Below are 16,261 nucleotides of genomic sequence, written 5' to 3' on the forward strand. Positions count from 1 at the left end.
GATTGACATGTATGAATTAAAGACCAAAGAAACCGATGTAAGTGTCATTGAATTTATTGAAAGTGTAGACCATCCAAAAAAGCGAGAAGACGCCTATCGATTATTGGACATTTTTACAGAGGTCACAGGCTATGAAGCCAAAATGTGGGGACCGAGTATTATAGGCTTTGGTAAATATCATTACAAATATCAAACAGGCCATGAAGGGGATGCCCCACTAGCTGCCTATTCCCCTCGCAAAGCGAAAATTAGCTTATATTTTGCTCCAGGGGATGAACGAGAGCAACTATTACAACAATTTGGTAAACACACAACAGGAAAAGCCTGCGTTTATATTAATAAGCTAGCTGATGTGAATGAAGACATCTTAAAAGCCCTTATACAACAAACGATCGATTTTTTACGAAAAACCTATCCAGATGCTTAATCAAGAGAGCTGCCTATTAGTTAGGTAGCTTTTTTGTATGAAATTTATCTATTTTCTTCAAAAGTTTAGTAGAAATTTATTTTTACCGTGTATCCTTGCAAGTATCAACGAAAAGAGGAGATACGTATGAAAAAGAAAGCAAAGAAAATGATTGTCTATATGGGGGCATTGATTGTGCTTGGAATGGTGATAATTTGTATTTATCACTATAGCTTAATACAGAAGGAGTCAGCTATTTTACAACCTAACGGCACATTAAATAATGTAGATGGTCAAAATCTCCATGTTTATCAGGAGGGGGCTGGCGAGGATACATATATTTTTATGGCTGGCTCAGGTATCGCAGCACCCGTATATGAGCTAAAAGGGCTGTATCGTAAGTTTTCACAGCATCATCAAATTGCAGTAGTGGATCGAGCTGGCTATGGCTATAGCGACGTAGCCCATGATGATAGAGGAATCGATACGATTTTAGCGCAAAGACGACAGGCACTTCTGCAAAGTGGGCTAGAACCGCCCTATGTTCTTGTGCCACATTCCATTTCAGGGCTAGAGGCCATTTACTGGGCGCAAAAATACCCAGAGGAAGTAAAAGGCATCATCGCGCTAGACATTGGCCTACCTAGTCAATATGTAAAGCATAAAATGGGGACGGTCGATCGTTGGATGGTGAGAGGCATGCACCTCGCTACTAAACTCGGCTTACATCGACTTTTGCCAACACAGGTCTATAATCCGCAAGTACTTCAAATGTCGTTTTTAACAGCACAGGAAAAGGAAATCTATCAGGCGTTGTCCTTTAAGCAATTTTTTAATGAAGATATGCAAAATGAGCTGTTGCAGGTCTACGAAAATAGTTTACAATCAGAACAGCTCAAAAAGCCGCAAGACACGCCTATCTTACTGATTGATGCGATTGCGGAAGAAAATAAACATTCGAAATATACGAAGCAAAATCGGCAGGATTATGCTGACTTTGCAAAGCAATTCACTAATGCACAAGTGAAAGAGGTCAGTGGGACACATAGTATTTATCTCTATCAGCCAGATGAAATCTATCAACTGGCAATGGAATTTATGAAAACAACGGGTGATGAGAAAGGTCGATAAGTATGAAAGGATTTAGAATCTTAATTATAGAAGACGATCACATGATTGGTGATCTACTGCAAAAAATAGTACAGCGTGAGGGCTATGAGGCAATCTGGAAAACAGACGGCAAGGATATGATGGCACTGATTCAGCAGGTGGATTTAGTCATAATGGATATTATGCTGCCAGGAGAGGATGGCTATCAATTGAGCAAAAATATTAAACGATTAGGCTTAAATATTCCAATCATTTTTCTATCGGCACGTAATGATATTGAAAGTAAGCTAGAGGGGTTGATGGTTGGCGAGGATTACCTGACAAAGCCATTTGATCCGCGAGAACTGTTGCTAAGAATGCAAAAAATGCTAGCACAACAGTATGGTACACTTACGCAAATTCAGCATTTATTGATTGATGGGGAGCGCCGTCAAGTATTTCATCATAGTATCCATGATGAAATCGCCCTAACAGCGATTGAGCGAAAAATTTTCTTTTATTTATTTGACAATCGAGACAGAGTATTAACAAAGGAACATTTTTTTGATTATCTTTGGCCGCTCGATGAACGCAATCATAATATTTTGAATGTCCATATTAAAAAAATTCGAACAAAGCTACAAGACCCAGCAGGCACTATTGTGCAAAATATTTATGGAGAAGGGTATCGTTTAAATACCTATAATAAAAAATGACCTTAAAAACAAAATACCGTACTTTGTTATTTGTAGCCATTGGGAGTGTGCCTGTTGTACTATTAGGCATTAGTGTGGCCATGTCAATTTTGTATGACAAGGCCTTTAAAATGAAAAATGACGGCATTCCGTTTCATGAGTCCTATGCCTATCCTGTGATGCTGATTGCGTTTGTGCTAGCGTTAGGAATGCTCGCATGGCTATTTTCCACATCGATTCATTCGTTACTATCCAAAATTACACTACTTAATAAAACAATACGAGAACTAGCAAGTAATGAGCGAATACCTGACACGTTAACGATAAAAAGTGAGGATGAAATTGGACAGCTTAGCCAATCTGTCAATCTTTTAATTGAGCGTACAACTTACCGAGAGTTAGAGCTTGCTCAGCAGCAGGAGCTTCAAAAAGAGCTGCTACAAAAGTTGCGACATGACATTCATACGCCGTTAACGGCTATCCGTTTGCAGCTGTTTTATCTAGAGGATCAGCTACAGGGGCAGCCCAAATTGGTGGAATCCTTACATGCACAAATTCAATATATCACGAATTTAACTAATGCATTTCAGTTACAGTCCTTTGATACGGGTGAACAGTCCTATGTCATGCAGGAGGAGGTTCAACTTGTCCCATTGTTACAAATGATGATAAAGAAGTGGCAGTATCTATATCGCATGCAGAATATTACGCTGCATTTTCAGCACGATGATTTACAAGCAACTTGGCTTAGCAATGAATTGTGGCTACAGCGTTTATTCGATAATGTCTTGCAAAATACATTAAAGCATGCCCAAGCATCCAAGCTAGAGGTGACGATCAAGGACGGGCAAGTTGTCATGTGTGATGATGGTATTGGCTTTACGACAGAAGATGAGCATGGCGGACTTGGGCTTAAAATCATTCAGGATATTGCTAAAACATTGAATATCGAAGCTTCCTTACAATCAAACAAAAATGGCACGATCTTCTACTTTACACACCAATAAAAAACAACGGCAGCCTTTGCCGTTGTTTTTTCTTTTACACAGATTTTCGTTGCTGTAGTAAGAACAGGGCCAGTCCTAGTAAAATGACCACAATACCGATCCCCTGTTGAACGGAAATCATCTCATCTAAAATAAAATAAGCTAATATACATGTGCCGATTGTTTCGCCTAAAATACTCATGGAAATCACCGTTGTACTTAACCATTTCAATAGCCAATTAAAAATGGTTTGCCCGAAAATCGTTGCAATGACAGCCAGCCCTACAAGGGACCACCAGGTGGAGGCTGAATATTCGAAAAACGATTCTTTCATAAAGAGGGCATAAACGGCTAAAAAGATCGAGCTACTGCCATAGCCGATAATAGAATAGGGAATGAGCGATAAATCCTTGCGCACTGATTGCCCAATAAAAAAGTAGGCTGTAATAATACCTGCCGCAATAAAGGCAAGAATATCGCCATAAAGGGCTTGTCCACTAATCTGGAAATCTTGCCAGCCAATAATGAAGCAGCCGATGATCGCTACGAAGCAGCCAACAATCGCTCCTTTTGAAAATCGCTCTTTAAATAAAAAATAGCTGCCTATTAAAGAGAATAGTGGCTGTAGTGTCACAATGACGGTTGAACTAGCCACAGATGTGTAGTTTAATGATTCAAACCATAACACATAATGACAGGACAAAAATAAGCCTGATAAAATGCCGAGTCCCCATTGTTTTTTCGAGAGACTTGTAAGCTCCTGCCGCAAGCTCTTCTGTGCCAATAAAAATGGAAGAAGAACTAGCATCGCAAAAAATAGTCGATAAAAGGCTGTAATCGCTGGTGGTGCATCAGCTAGCTTAACAAAGATTGCTGAGGTAGATAATGCAAATACTGCAAAAAATAACGAGATGTAATAAAACATGATGTACTCCTAAGCATTTACAAGATTAATAATGACAAACCTATTATAGTGTAGTCCGCATGAATAATATAGGGTTTTTAGAATATTAGCACAAAATAGGTTTATGGTGCTAATTCTGCTCAAGCAAGGATTCAATGACCTGTTTTAATTGCAGGATGAAGGGCTGCTTACTGTCATCTTTTTTATAGATATAAACTGTTTCGATCACACTGTGAAGCCCATCTAAATCATAAAAATGCATGTCGGGACAAGGATAAAGTGCTAGTAATTTGGTATTTAATACAGCCAATGTATGCTCGATTTCAAGAAAATCTAAAATACTACTAACTGATTTAATTTCCTTCATCGTAAAAGGTACCTGCTTGTCAGTGAGCCATTGTGCTAATGCATGGGTATACATGCAGCCCTTACTTAACACAAGCAATGTGACAGGTGTTCGTTGATCAAAGTCAATGATATGAGCGGAGCTTGAGATAACTTCAAACGTCTCTGTGGCTAGTACATCATAGTGTAGATCGCTATAATGCTTGATTGGATTACTTGTCAATGCGCAATCTATTTCCGCCAGATGGACTTTGTGATTTAAGGCTGTACTTGATTCCACAGTGAAATCAACATCTATCGGACTTCGACTAGTTTGCAGTGCGTTCATAATGGATGGTCCATATATTTTAATGGTTGTATGAGATGTACCAACCAAAATGCTCGTTTGTGTAGGGCCGATGGTATGTAAAAAGTCTTCATACTGCTCGGCAACTTTCTTTAAAAACTGTAAATAATGTTGACCTACCTCTGTCAGCTTTAAGCCTTGGGGTGTTCGTTTAAAGACGTCCTGCCCAATTTCACGCTCCATTTTTTTCACCTTTGCTGTTAAGGCAGATTGTGTATAATTGGTGATTTCAGCCGATTTACTCAAGTTTTGCCTCTCTAAAAGCTCCATTTTTAAGGCAATTTCTTCAATGTTCATGTTGTTCCTCACATACCTATAGATTTTTTTAATAGCCGCTATCATTTTCCTCCATTTTACGTTCGCTAGCTGTCCACGTACACTCTAGATAATGAAAAGGTAGACTGCAAAAGCAGTAACCTGATGGAGGGTTTTTATGCATACATATTATCGATGGGTCATCTTGCTTGTGGCTACACTTTCGCAAACAGCCGCAACCTTTGTGACCTACGGAATGGGGCCAGTTGCCTCTTTTTATCAAATGGAATGGCACTTAACGTCCTTCCAGACAGGGCTAATTGTTTCAGCCGTCAATATAGGGCCAATTTTCTCCATGCTGCTATTTGGTTATCTCATGGATAAAAAGGGAGAAAAGCAGATTATTGGATGGGGCTCGATACTACTAGGCATGTCAGCCTTATTGCTAATACCCGTGAATCATTATACGACATTGCTTCTCGTATTAATAGTTGTGGGGATATGGTATGGCAGTGCGCAAACAGGTGGCAGTACTGCTATTGTGAAATGGTTTCCTAACAAGCATCGAGGACTTGCTATTGGGATACGCCAAACAGGTATTCCGATTGGTGGTGCATTGGCTTCCACTTTGCTGACCTATTTGTATCAACATCATCATCTATCCTCTGTCCATTTAGCACAGGGCTTGATGGCGGTTGGTGGGGGACTATTATTTTTATTGCTGTACAAAGAACCAAAACAGTATGACACCGCTACGGCACCTCTCATTCCTTTTAAAGAGAAGATGCGTGCTATTCGGCACAATCGAGCGCTCTATCCTTTATTTTTTGTGGGCATGGTCATGATGTCCCTCCAAATGATTATCATTGCTCACTTTATGAGCTATTTACATCATGAAGGTGGGTATACATTAACCGAGGCGGGGCGCTATTTAAGTCTGATTTTATTTGGTGGGATGTTTGGGAGAATTGTACTTGCTTGGATGAGTGATCATTATTTCGCTCAAAAACGAGAGCCATTATTAGTGCTCGTCATGGTCGCTACATTCCTGATGGTTGGCTTTTTGCCCTTTGTCATACATAGCAAGGGCCTCATGATTTTATTTTGCAGTTTATTTGGGTTTTTAGCGCTTGGCTGGTATTCCATATATATCACTTGTGTCACGGAGCAATCCGATTCGCAAGCAGTAGGACTAACTGTTAGTGCAGCGTTAACGATTAATCAGTTCTTTATTGTCTTGGCACCAACGGTTTATGGTTTATTGGTTACTGTTTTTTCCAGCTATCAGCTCGCTTTGGATGTTATCGCTGTGATGGTTATACTGGGGGCATTTCACTTATACAGAACATCCCAAGGTAGTCTAACTTCTGAAAGTTCGGTAAAATAATGGAAAAGAGGAAATGGAGGTTGCTGCGAATGACCAGTTCGATTTGGATTGAGGCAAAGATTGATAAAGTATGGCAGGCGATTACAGAGGAGCAATCCCTCTCCCGATGGTACGCACCAGGCTCCATATGGGACATCCCTATACTAACAGCTGGGGAAAAGATGACATTTACCTTAATGCCAAATGCGCATAACCAGCTTTCTGAAAAACTGCCGATGGAGCTAACGATTCAACAAGTGAAGAAAAATGAGGAATTTTCCTTCTATCTAGAAGTTCCTGAAACATTGATTGCTATTACGCTAGCCCAACAGGGTAATGGCACTACGGTGAGCTTTAATTCGTCAGGCTATGATGCCTCTCTTGCGAATTTAAAGGCATTGCTGGAGGGGCATGACATTCCTTATCAGTAAGCCTCTCTACGTCTTAGGTCTTAGATGAATTTCGAGCGGAGGGTCGTATTTTAATTTCCTCCCTTCTATATAATGAAATTATTGGTAGATTATACGGTGGGAGGAAATAATAGTGAAAAAATTAGTGGGTTTAGGTGTCGTGATAGGCACGTCAGCATTGGTATTATCGGGGTGCTTTTCCTTTATTCCAAATAAAATGCGAGAGGAAGCCATTTTGGTGGAAAAGGATAAAGCGAAAGTATTAGAGGTAGACATTGATTTAGGTGTTGGCGAAATGAATGTATCGAGTGGTGCAAAGGAATGGGTTGAGGGCAACGCAGAATATAATGTAAAAAAGCTAGCCCCTCAGATAGACTATGATCTACATGGCGATACAGGAGAAGTGGAAATCAAGCATAAGGGCTCAACAAGGCTGGGGCTCTCGAATATTAAAAACACATGGGCGATTCAACTGAACGACAGCATCCCCATGAATCTAAATGTGGAAACGGGTGCCTCACTTGCCAATCTTGATTTACAGGGTCTTCAGCTGGAAAAGCTCGATATTGAAGCGGGTGTCGGTGATCTAACGGTTAACCTAGGTGGCGACTGGAAAAAGAGCTTTACAACGACTATTGAAACAGGTGTCGGTCAAACAACAGTTATTTTACCTTCAAAGGTTGGCGTGAAATTAACGACAGAAAAAGGCATTGGCTCGTCTAATGTGGAGGGCCTTATATCAAAAGGGAATGGTGTCTATGTCAACGAAGCTTACGACAAGGCGGATGTCGTGCTAGAGGTCAATTCGGAATTGGGCATCGGGGAAATTACCTTTAAGTTAGATCGATAGAAAATGGAGTAGGCTACTTGATTGAAATAACCGCAATAACCATAATAGGAGCGTCAAATACATCCTTTGTATTTGACGCTTATTTTATGGTAGTTTTAAGAAAGCAATGTTTCAAAGGAGCGAATAGATGAAGACCTATACATACAAGCAACCAGCGGCCATCGAGTCAACAGACACCGTTACTATTTTAAATGAAGCGGGGGAGGTATCATCCACCGTTCAACGCGTGTATTCCAATGCACTAAAAAAAGCATTCGATAAAACGATGGACTATCGTTATTTCGTTCGTTTTGATGTTCACGATCGCAATGATCAGCCGCTTTTTACGTGTAAAAAAGTATCCCGTCGCGGGCGCGTGCATTTCCGTGGCAAGGATTTGGTAACAGGTAAAGACTATATGATTGCCTATGATGGCTGGCAAATTATGATTCCTGATTTAGTTATTACCGATGGCGAACAGCAGATCAAGCTCAACAAAGAAATGGAGGACTGGTCTGTTTTTACTGTGAATGAGCAGCCTATCGCACGCTGGCAAGCGACTTTCTGCGAGACGCATTTTGACATTACACTACAAATTGAAGACAGCAGTCCCATTCAGCAGGAAGCCTTTTTTATTGCCATCGGACAGGCAGTGCTGTTTGTTGGGGCTTAAATAAAGGTAGATGGAAGAAAGGGCTTGATGAAATGCTAAACATATTACCAGCAAAAGAGATTTATTTACAAGGAAATGAGCATGCCCTATTGCTTTTACATTCCTTTACAAGTCATACAAGAGATATGAAGACAGTAGCCACTGCACTACATAACCAAGGCTATACTTGCTATGCGCCGCTATATCGTGGACATGGCACTCATCCAGAACAGTTATTACACTATCAGGTAGACGACTGGTGGCAGGATGTAGTGAATGCTCATCAATTTTTATTGGATGAAGGCTATCAAAAGATTTCGGTCATTGGTCTATCCATCGGGGGAATTTTCGCGTTGAAGCTTGCTCAATTAGAAAGGCTCGAGCAAATCATTGTCTTATCTGTGCCGTTTGATAAGGAGCCAGAGCAATTAAAACAAAGGATTATTGACTATGCCCATAATTACAAAACAATAGAGGGGAAGCCACCACTTCAAATCGCTCAGGAAATGGAGCCATTTGAGAACATGCCATTACATGCAATGAACGCATTCCAAACATTTATCCAAGCAACGATGGAGCAGCTTGATAGAATTACCATTCCTATCGCTATCTACTATGGTGAAAAGGACGATGCCTTATATGCGCAAAGTGCTGAAATGATCTCTCAACATGTTCATTCATCTAGAAAGCAGAAGAAAGGCTTTGGAAATTCTAAGCATCTCATGACATTAGGACGAGATCAAGAGGCTATCATAAAGGAAATGATAGAATTTCTTCAAATTTAGGGAGAATTTCATTTATAAAAGGAGTGGGGGTACTCCACTCCAAAGAGGGGTAAAAGCGCTCATTCAAGAGAGAGCCCCGCTTCTAAAAAAACAGCCACCTCTATCCATAGAGGGGCTGTTTTACTTATATTTCCACGATCTCATTCGCTAATTTTTGTCTGCTCATCCAGTAGCCTTGGAGGGTAAAGACAATAAGTGTTGACCCTAGGAAGGCGATACTTGTGAGGCCCAATGTTAGGAAGTCATAGGACATCGGCGAGCCATCATCAATGAAGCCTAGCATCCTCGTTAAGACGAACCCCAGAAATGTACCGACTATGAGACCATAAAGGACAAACGATAGGACTTGTGTCAATATAAGCTTCATTAAGCCATTTGGTGACAGACCAATTAATCGTTGGATGGCATAGTCGCTGCGTTTTGTATAAATCGCATGCAGTAAAGTTTGAAGGACACCAAGCCCCGTGGCAGCTATTAAAATAACAAAGACGCCAACAAATAAGCTCCACCGTTGGAAGAACATTTCATTGGATTGTGCTAATATGGTCGCTTTATCTGTCAACTTCAGGGCTGGCCAGCGCTGTTCCAAGAATGACAGCTCCGCCAATGCATGCTCTGGGTGGGATGTTTCGACCATAATGTCTTCGATAATTGGGTGATCCTGTGCCGTGAGGAATGATGACCAATCAACGATTAAATCAGCACGGTGAATAGGTGTATCAGTAATTCCTATAATTTGTAACTCACCAGTAGGCATATCCTGCTGGGCAGTAAAATCATAGGTACCCATCGTTACACGATCACCCACTGCCAAATGATAACGCTCGGCAAAGCCCTTTGTCACGACAAGGCCATTTTGCAAATTTCCTTCCTCAATTTGAGGCAACTTCTTTAATTGCATAAATTTCTTAATATCAATGGTTGTATAGTTCTCTGGTAGCCATTCATCACCGAGTTGTAGAGCAATATACGCATTATTACTTTGTGTATACGCGTACTGTACACTTGGCAATGCTTCTATTTCCTCTATAATTGCAGGCGTGATAGTTGGATCATTTAATTCATTATTGATTTTTATGGCTGTTTCGTATTGTGATTCTGTGTAGGCAAGGTCATTGTGTTGTAAGGTTTTCATTAATGAACTTCCAAAGGTTAAAATAACCATTAATCCTATCATGCTGAGCACCACGGGCATATTTTTGCGTACTTGTGGCATGAGCTGCTGGCATGCTAAATAGGCTTCCTTGCCAAGTACCCTTCGAATCGGCTTTAAAGCCAGATGAAGGATGGCTGTAAATAGATAGGGGATTAGTAACAGTAAAATCCCACATACAAATAGTGTTCCGAGTAAAATAAATAAGGCACCTTGATCGCTTCCTGTCCCAGCTAAATAGGCTTGTAAAAAGAAGAAGGTAGCTGACACACCTACAATACTGACAATAATTGTTTTCCATTTTGTCCAACGCAGCTCTAAATTTTCATTATCTGTCGCGATTTGTAATGGCAGTAGTCGAGAACTTTTCGCTACTTGCCATTTTGTCATCACTTGAAGAATGATGAAGCTGGAAAGGGCAATTAAAAGAATAAACACAATAGGAAGCTCTGTTTTAGCTTCGGGTAAATGCAAAAAGCTAATTAATTGTGGTAGCCAGCTTTTTATTATCACAAGGCTCAGCGTTGTTCCAAGCATAACGCCAAAGCTAATGATCAGTGATAGTTGGAGCTTGACTATACGTCCAACCTGTTTCACGGATGCCCCGAGAGCCCGTAAGATCATGAGCTGCTCTTTAATTTTATAAAATAATAGCTGGAATGTGGACAGCAATAGGACACTTGAAATGAGTAAAATAAAAACGGATAGTACAATCATAAAAACCATTAAGCTCTGTAAATTTCTTTTAATGACATCGTAATCACTCATGACATCAACACGTAATGTTTCATCCAGTTGTTTGATTTCTGCGCCTACAGCCTTGGCACGCCCCTCATCAGTTTTAATGAGCGCAAATATGCCTGCCGTTTGTGGCTGACTGTTGTTCATCCATGCCTTAACTACGTCATTCGCTAAGAGGATGATATTAGGGCTGTCAGTGCCTTTCATTGTCGGTAAAATTTCTTGCACGATAAAATCCTTTGATTGAATATGAATGGAGTCCCCAACTCGTTTGTTGAAAAGACGGGCAACATTTTCCGAAAGAATGGCATCATTCGGTCCAAGATTGACCGCAAAATGGTAGCGACTTTTCACAAGGTCATCATTTTCGACGCCAACGGTATAAAATGCGGTGTACTTTTCATGTTCAACGATTGTATGAGCTATAGATAAGCGGGACACTTGTGTGACACCGGCTAGAGTAGAAAGCTCCTCTATTTGATTTGTCGTCAACAATTTTTGCTGATCGGGATTATAACCAACCATTAAATCCATTTCCCCATACAACGCTTGGATGTCTGCCTTCATCTGGCTATTCGCATTCCAAATGTAGACGGTCATCGTCATCACCAGGCAAATCGAGATCGTAATAATACTAATACTCGTTAGGACATTTGCCCAAGCGGCACGAAAAAGCTTGAGGGCAATATTGCGCATCGTAAACATTAGCGATCCCCCCTCGTTATTTCCTTGAATTTCATTAGAATACAATCTAAATCCTCTTCATTTTGCCGGTTTTGATAGGAATCCACAATCGCCCCATCATGGAAGAACAATACCCGATTGGCATAGGTAGCCACATAGGGGTCATGTGTGACAAGTAATATCGTTTGCTGGTTCTTTTTTTGCAGAGCAACAAGCAGTTCTAAAATTTCATCTGTTGTATGAACATCCAAAGCCCCCGTTGGCTCATCTGCCAGTAAAATAGGAGGATTGGCAATAATCGCTCGCGCAATGGCGACACGTTGCTTCTGTCCACCAGAAAGCTCATGTGGTCGATGCTTTGCCCAAGCAGCGATGTTTAAGGTTTCCATCATGTGCTGCACACGCACCTTAATCTCCTTGCTAGGAATATCATTTAAAATAAGGGGAAGTGCAATATTATCCTCGACGGTTAAATCCTTTAGCAGATGAAAGGATTGGAAGATAAAGCCGATATTTTCTTTTCGGAATTGCGATGCTTTTGGCTCTTGATAAATAGCCTGAGCTTCCCTGCCAAATAAAAATAATGCTCCATCTGTTGGCTCATCAATGGCACTGATCATATTCAGAAGAGTACTTTTACCAGAGCCGCTTGTCCCCATAATCGCCACCATTTCTCCTTGATAAATGGTGCAATGGATATTTTTCAAGGCATTCACAGTATGATGCTTTTGCTGATAAATTTTGGACATCCCTTCAACACGTAGCACCTCTGTTAAACGTCCTTCAGGGATGGGTATTGCATTAATGACTTCTTTCAGCGGATTGAACCCACTCATCGAGATATGCCCCCTTTAATTGTTGTCGTAATGCATGCAAGCCACGGCGAATATGTGTTTTCACGGTACCTTCAGGGCATTGCAAAATCGCCGCAATATCCTTGACAGAGTAGTCTTGATAAAATCGTAGTAATAGCACCGTTTTGTACTTTTCCTCAAGCCTGCAAAGAGCCTGCCATAAATCCAGCTCTTCTTCGATGTATGTAGGAGATGCACTTGTTAAATCCTCGAAAGTTTGTGGTTCAAAAGGCATAACTGTTTTTTTCTTCGCAATATAGGTTTTACAGCAATTTATCATAATGCGGGTAAGCCAAGTGGCAAAATAGTGAGGCTCCTTTAATTGCGGTAGCCCCTCATAGGCTCGAATAATGGTTTGCTGAAAAACTTCTACGGCGTCGTTTTCATTTTGTACGTAGACATAGGCCATTCGGTAAAGCTTATGCTGCTCCTGCTCAATGAGCTGATAAAACGCCTGCTCATCACCTTGTTGGGCTAAGGCTACAAGAGTTTGTTGGGTGCTCGTAATGAAAATCGCCTCCTTTTCGACCATTAGACTCAGCAAGTCATCATTTCGATTCAAGTTTTTTATTTTTATTGAGAAACGTCATAAGCATACCCATTTAATAGAAGGTTATCAATTTACTGCTATAATGATAATGGCTTCATCAAAAAAGGAGTGAGTTTATGAGCAGAAAGCCTATTTATGTCGAGATAGACATTCAGGCTCCTATAGAGAAAGCGTGGGATTATACACAAAATCCTCATCTGCATGAGCAATGGGATTTACGTTTTACATCGATTACATATATTCCGAAAAAAGCACCCGAGGAGCCACAGCGTTTTACCTATGAAACGAAGGTAATGCCAGGCTTACAGGTAAGCGGCTGGGGAGAAAGCAAGGGGGAGCATCATAAAGAAAATGGCACGCGAACATCCTCACTGCATTTTGGTACGCCTCAAAAGCGCTCACCCATAGCGGAGGGAAAAGGCTATTGGCAATATATCCCGCATCAACAGGGGCTGACATTTCTGACCCAATATGATTATGATACACGCTATGGCAAGCTTGGCGTATTCTTTGATTTATTTTTTCGTCCATTAATGGGGTGGGCGACGGCACTCAGCTTTGACGTTTTAAAAAGATGGCTAGAAAAAGGAGAAAATCCTACCGCACAGTATAGTCGATTCTTTTTAACGATGCTTCTGTGTCTATTCTTTTGCTTTGTCTGGTTCTATCATGGTCTTGTACCGAAGATCATCCATATGCATCCGCAGGAATTAAAGATGACCGCTTCATTACTAAAACATGCTGATCAGCTAGTTATGTGGATAGGGGTTGCGGAAATTCTCTTTGCTTTTTGTTGGCTTTACCCGCGAGGAAAACGCTGGCTCTTTGGCATGCAAATCATCGTTTTTCCGCTCTTGACGATAGCTGCTATTGTTGCGGACCCGACAAGTGTACAAGCACCCTTTAATCCACTTACCTTTAATAGTGCTTTATGGGTGTTGTCGATTGTCGGATTTAGCTTAAGTAAGGATGTACCGAGTGCTAAAAGTTGTAAAAGAAAGCGAGGATAACAAGGATGACGATCTATCAAACATTATTAGGGGATGATTTTGCAAGACTTCATCCGATGCTACAACAGCGTTATGCGTTACCAATTGATGAACCATTTTTTGCTAAGGGCGTGATGCATCAAATAAAATCTGGTGCTAAATGGATGTGTCCCTTCTATACACTGGCAGCGAAAACGCGATTTCTGTTCCCAGAGTCAGGGGAGGATATCCCCTTTACTATTTCGAATACATGCAGAGCCCTGCCAAGTGGGGAACTAGAGGTACTATGGGAGCGCACCTTTTATTTCCCGCAGAAAACAAGGCATTTTGATGCAAGGATGACCATTAATCCAATCCAAAAAATTGTGAAAGATTATTTAGGCACACCCGCTCTTTTTTATTCCGATTTGCACTTTACGGTGACACGAGCGGGGACATTGGTCATTCGTTCAGGTAAGCAGCGCTTTGTCCTCTCGCGTTTCGAATGCCCGATGCCTAGACTGTTAGAGGGTCGAGTCATTGTAGAGGAAGGCTTTGATGAATCGAAAAATGTCTTTACCATTCATGTCTCCATCCATAATCCATTCATAGGGAGGCTCATGATGTATGCTGGTGAATTTACACAACAATCGAAGTAATTTTATTTTTTTACTAGGGATTTTGTTCACGGTGATTTGCTTTGTGCTTAGTGGGCAACCCAATTACTTATGGCTACTAACTGTTGCTCAACTAGTTTTCGTTCCCACCATGGTATCAATGGTTGTGGATGTTCAGAAAGTCGGCACAGCCATTATTATGGGGATGATGCTAGCCGTTACACTGCTGCATTGGTCGACGGATGGCGTTTTGGCTAATATCTTGGCAGGTATGTATTTACTGTATACCTTCTATATCGCCATACAAGGCGTGAAAAGATTTTTACAACGAGGTTTTACGAATATTGCGGAGTTTGCTATCGACATGGGGCTTTTCTACCTATCCCTCGGTGGACTGTGGTTTTTCGCCTATGTCACCAACATGGATACTGGTTTTTCACCATTAATAACGTGGTTAACGGCCATTCACTTTCATTATTCGGCTTGTTTATTACCCATTTCAGTCGGGCTTTTAGGTCGATTACATGATAGTAGCGGCTACCGTGTGATGGTGATGATGTTGCTGGCAGGACCAATCCTTGTTGCGGTAGGTATTGCCTTTTCCATTCTCATCGAAATCATCGCAGTCGCTCTTTATATTTTCGCCATTTACGGCTTATTTTTCGTAGCGCTCAAAACAAAGCTTCCGTTTGGACAGGGGCTATTGCTGAGGATTTCCTATGGAGCGCTCTGTCTGACGATTCTTGGGTCTTGTCTGTATGTTTACAGTCGTGTCAGCGGAAACGTTTCCATCGGCATTCCAGAAATGCTTCAATTCCATGGTGTGATCAATGGTGTTTTCTTTGGGGGGATAGGGGTCATCGCCTGGCTAATGGCTGTCCCCCCAACAACACAGCGTCCGTTTGAGTTCCCTGTAAGCCAAATTCGTGGGAAGCTACATCATGAGAATATACCACACCCTGGCTTGGCCGATGCCTTACAGGATTTTGTCGATACAGCAAAGCTACCGCCTGTCATTCCACATTTTTATGAGTATACGACGACCTATCGGCTGCTTTCGACGGTGCAATGGAAGGCTTGGTTTCGACCTTTTGCCTTTCTGTATCAAGGAATGAGCCGTTTGCTCCAACAGCTCAATTTACCCTTTTCCAGTAAGCCAGTTGAGATGACGGGTAGCATTGTTCAGGTCGATTCTGCACGAGATAGCCGTCCGTCTCCACGTGCATGGATTCGGACAATTCATCAGCAAACCGTTTTTGTCGCGATTTATTCGAAGCACACAAGCGACGAAACGACCTATATGAATATAGCCTTACCACTCCCGTTCTCAACAATGGTTGGCATTTTGTATGCCTATGAAGAAAATGGTCAGCTACACCTAACAAGTCGCCATGATGGAGATGCAGGAATTTATTTGGCGATAGGAAAAAATGTGATGAGGCTACCCCTACAGGAGGATTTTCAAATTTCTGCGGTAGATGACAAGACATTGTCAGCACGCCATCAGATGACGTTATTTGGTATTCCATTCCTACAAATTGATTATCATATTAAAAGAAATGCATAGATTGGCAGGAATTTCCTCAACCGAACGAGAAGGTCCTATTATAGAGACAAATAACAAGG

The 16,261-nt window shown here is 41.3% G+C and carries 17 protein-coding genes; 12 read left to right on the forward strand and 5 right to left on the reverse strand.

The window, feature by feature from the left end:
• Window positions 1–7: 7 nt before the first annotated feature.
• The 4 genes from LBYS11_RS09345 (at window position 8) to LBYS11_RS09360 (ending at window position 3,197) form a co-directional block, all read left to right on the forward strand.
• Complete coding sequence (locus LBYS11_RS09345) at window positions 8–427, forward strand: DUF1801 domain-containing protein (RefSeq protein ID WP_004228761.1); 420 nt, start codon at window positions 8–10, stop codon at window positions 425–427.
• Window positions 428–553: 126 nt separating this feature from the next.
• Window positions 554–1,537: an alpha/beta hydrolase gene (locus tag LBYS11_RS09350; RefSeq protein WP_103117936.1), complete on the forward strand. Its 984-nt coding sequence runs from the start codon at window positions 554–556 to the stop codon at window positions 1,535–1,537.
• A gap of 2 nt (window positions 1,538–1,539) precedes the next feature.
• The gene (locus LBYS11_RS09355) at window positions 1,540–2,211 is read left to right on the forward strand and encodes a response regulator transcription factor (protein WP_066038510.1); all 672 of its coding nucleotides are present in this window, start codon (window positions 1,540–1,542) and stop codon (window positions 2,209–2,211) included.
• Window positions 2,208–3,197, forward strand: a complete 990-nt coding sequence (locus tag LBYS11_RS09360) for a sensor histidine kinase (protein ID WP_103117937.1) — start codon at window positions 2,208–2,210, stop codon at window positions 3,195–3,197. Before LBYS11_RS09355 ends, LBYS11_RS09360 begins: the two co-directional genes overlap by 4 nt.
• A gap of 34 nt (window positions 3,198–3,231) precedes the next feature.
• On the opposite strand, the gene LBYS11_RS09365 is transcribed toward LBYS11_RS09360, so the two are convergent.
• The gene (locus tag LBYS11_RS09365; protein ID WP_103117938.1) at window positions 3,232–4,101 is read right to left on the reverse strand and encodes a DMT family transporter; all 870 of its coding nucleotides are present in this window, start codon (window positions 4,099–4,101) and stop codon (window positions 3,232–3,234) included.
• Between the two features lie 109 nt (window positions 4,102–4,210).
• Window positions 4,211–5,068, reverse strand: coding sequence for a LysR family transcriptional regulator (locus LBYS11_RS09370; RefSeq protein WP_103117939.1), 858 nt, complete (start codon window positions 5,066–5,068; stop codon window positions 4,211–4,213).
• 136 nt (window positions 5,069–5,204) lie between these two features.
• Between LBYS11_RS09370 and LBYS11_RS09375 the strand changes: the two genes are divergently transcribed.
• From LBYS11_RS09375 to LBYS11_RS09395, 5 genes are all read left to right on the forward strand, one after another.
• Entirely contained in the window at window positions 5,205–6,413 is a 1,209-nt protein-coding gene (locus LBYS11_RS09375; RefSeq protein WP_103117940.1) for an MFS transporter, read from the forward strand.
• Window positions 6,414–6,442: 29 nt separating this feature from the next.
• Window positions 6,443–6,823, forward strand: coding sequence for an SRPBCC domain-containing protein (locus tag LBYS11_RS09380; RefSeq protein WP_048390658.1), 381 nt, complete (start codon window positions 6,443–6,445; stop codon window positions 6,821–6,823).
• A 112-nt stretch (window positions 6,824–6,935) separates the two neighbouring features.
• A complete protein-coding gene (locus tag LBYS11_RS09385) occupies window positions 6,936–7,652 on the forward strand; it encodes a toast rack family protein (RefSeq protein WP_103117941.1) in 717 nt (238 codons plus the stop codon).
• A gap of 127 nt (window positions 7,653–7,779) precedes the next feature.
• A complete protein-coding gene (locus LBYS11_RS09390) occupies window positions 7,780–8,304 on the forward strand; it encodes a tubby C-terminal domain-like protein (RefSeq protein ID WP_054548756.1) in 525 nt (174 codons plus the stop codon).
• 32 nt (window positions 8,305–8,336) lie between these two features.
• Window positions 8,337–9,068, forward strand: a complete 732-nt coding sequence (locus LBYS11_RS09395) for an alpha/beta hydrolase (protein WP_103117942.1) — start codon at window positions 8,337–8,339, stop codon at window positions 9,066–9,068.
• A 124-nt stretch (window positions 9,069–9,192) separates the two neighbouring features.
• Here LBYS11_RS09395 and LBYS11_RS09400 read toward each other — a convergent pair whose 3' ends face one another.
• From LBYS11_RS09400 to LBYS11_RS09410, 3 genes are read right to left on the reverse strand one after another with little or no spacing between them, the layout of a single operon-like run.
• Window positions 9,193–11,667, reverse strand: coding sequence for an ABC transporter permease (locus LBYS11_RS09400; RefSeq protein ID WP_103117943.1), 2,475 nt, complete (start codon window positions 11,665–11,667; stop codon window positions 9,193–9,195).
• Complete coding sequence (locus LBYS11_RS09405; RefSeq protein WP_369823986.1) at window positions 11,667–12,395, reverse strand: ABC transporter ATP-binding protein; 729 nt, start codon at window positions 12,393–12,395, stop codon at window positions 11,667–11,669. Before LBYS11_RS09405 ends, LBYS11_RS09400 begins: the two co-directional genes overlap by 1 nt.
• Window positions 12,396–12,447: 52 nt before the next feature.
• Entirely contained in the window at window positions 12,448–13,062 is a 615-nt protein-coding gene (locus tag LBYS11_RS09410; protein ID WP_369823974.1) for a sigma-70 family RNA polymerase sigma factor, read from the reverse strand.
• Between the two features lie 104 nt (window positions 13,063–13,166).
• Between LBYS11_RS09410 and LBYS11_RS09415 the strand changes: the two genes are divergently transcribed.
• From LBYS11_RS09415 to LBYS11_RS09425, 3 genes are read left to right on the forward strand one after another with little or no spacing between them, the layout of a single operon-like run.
• The gene (locus LBYS11_RS09415) at window positions 13,167–14,060 is read left to right on the forward strand and encodes a DoxX-like family protein (RefSeq protein WP_048390669.1); all 894 of its coding nucleotides are present in this window, start codon (window positions 13,167–13,169) and stop codon (window positions 14,058–14,060) included.
• 5 nt (window positions 14,061–14,065) lie between these two features.
• Window positions 14,066–14,677: a DUF4166 domain-containing protein gene (locus LBYS11_RS09420; RefSeq protein ID WP_103117946.1), complete on the forward strand. Its 612-nt coding sequence runs from the start codon at window positions 14,066–14,068 to the stop codon at window positions 14,675–14,677.
• Window positions 14,646–16,202, forward strand: coding sequence for a YndJ family protein (locus LBYS11_RS09425; protein ID WP_103117947.1), 1,557 nt, complete (start codon window positions 14,646–14,648; stop codon window positions 16,200–16,202). Before LBYS11_RS09420 ends, LBYS11_RS09425 begins: the two co-directional genes overlap by 32 nt.
• Window positions 16,203–16,261: the final 59 nt, after the last annotated feature.

It is taken from the genome of Lysinibacillus sp. YS11, from assembly GCF_002896375.1.
GTDB classification, from domain to species: domain Bacteria; phylum Bacillota; class Bacilli; order Bacillales_A; family Planococcaceae; genus Lysinibacillus; species Lysinibacillus capsici.